Origin of the sequence: Corallococcus interemptor (assembly GCF_003668875.1) — a bacterium.
GTDB lineage: Bacteria > Myxococcota > Myxococcia > Myxococcales > Myxococcaceae > Corallococcus > Corallococcus interemptor.
Genome location: NZ_RAWM01000307.1, coordinates 1 through 522, shown reverse-complemented (window position 1 = coordinate 522; position 522 = coordinate 1). Strand labels below are relative to the sequence as shown.

General features: G+C 41.4%; 1 protein-coding gene. It reads right to left on the bottom strand.

The genetic code is table 11. The features are described 5' to 3' along the window. Positions 1-328 (bottom strand): hypothetical protein (locus D7X96_RS40625; RefSeq protein ID WP_208647451.1); only part of this gene is annotated, 328 nt, incomplete at its 3' end. Between the last annotated feature and the right edge of the window lie 194 nt (positions 329-522).

Genomic DNA, 522 nt, shown 5'->3' with positions numbered 1-522 from the left:
CCAACAACTTTATTAATTTAGAACACTTGTCCATACACAAATTAGAAAACAAACAATACACATCATACTCTATATCAGGATCTATATCCGGTTCGGACTGGCTACACAGATCGTCATCATCATCATCATCTATATATTCCGCCATAGTTTCATCCTTGTCATCGCTATGCTCCGCCATTGGCCCATCACCGTTAACTATCTCTGGCAGAATATGATCCCTACAGAAGTGAACATCCCTATCTTCGACACAGATTGGGACAACATCGGTTGTTTCATGCTGCTGGAAGGCCTCGTTAGGCACATCATCCAGTTCTGGTACATCCCACACTCCCTAATGCTTGACTCGTTCTATGATTCTCCAGTTGTTGCCTTTGCAAGTATCACTAACATTGAAAACTTGCTTCGCTTGACTTGGTAGGACAAATGGATCATCTTTATACCACCGACCTGTAACATCAATGCTTGTTATGTGTTGATCGGTATGTATTTTGTTTCTGGTACTGGTGTTGAACCATTCACATT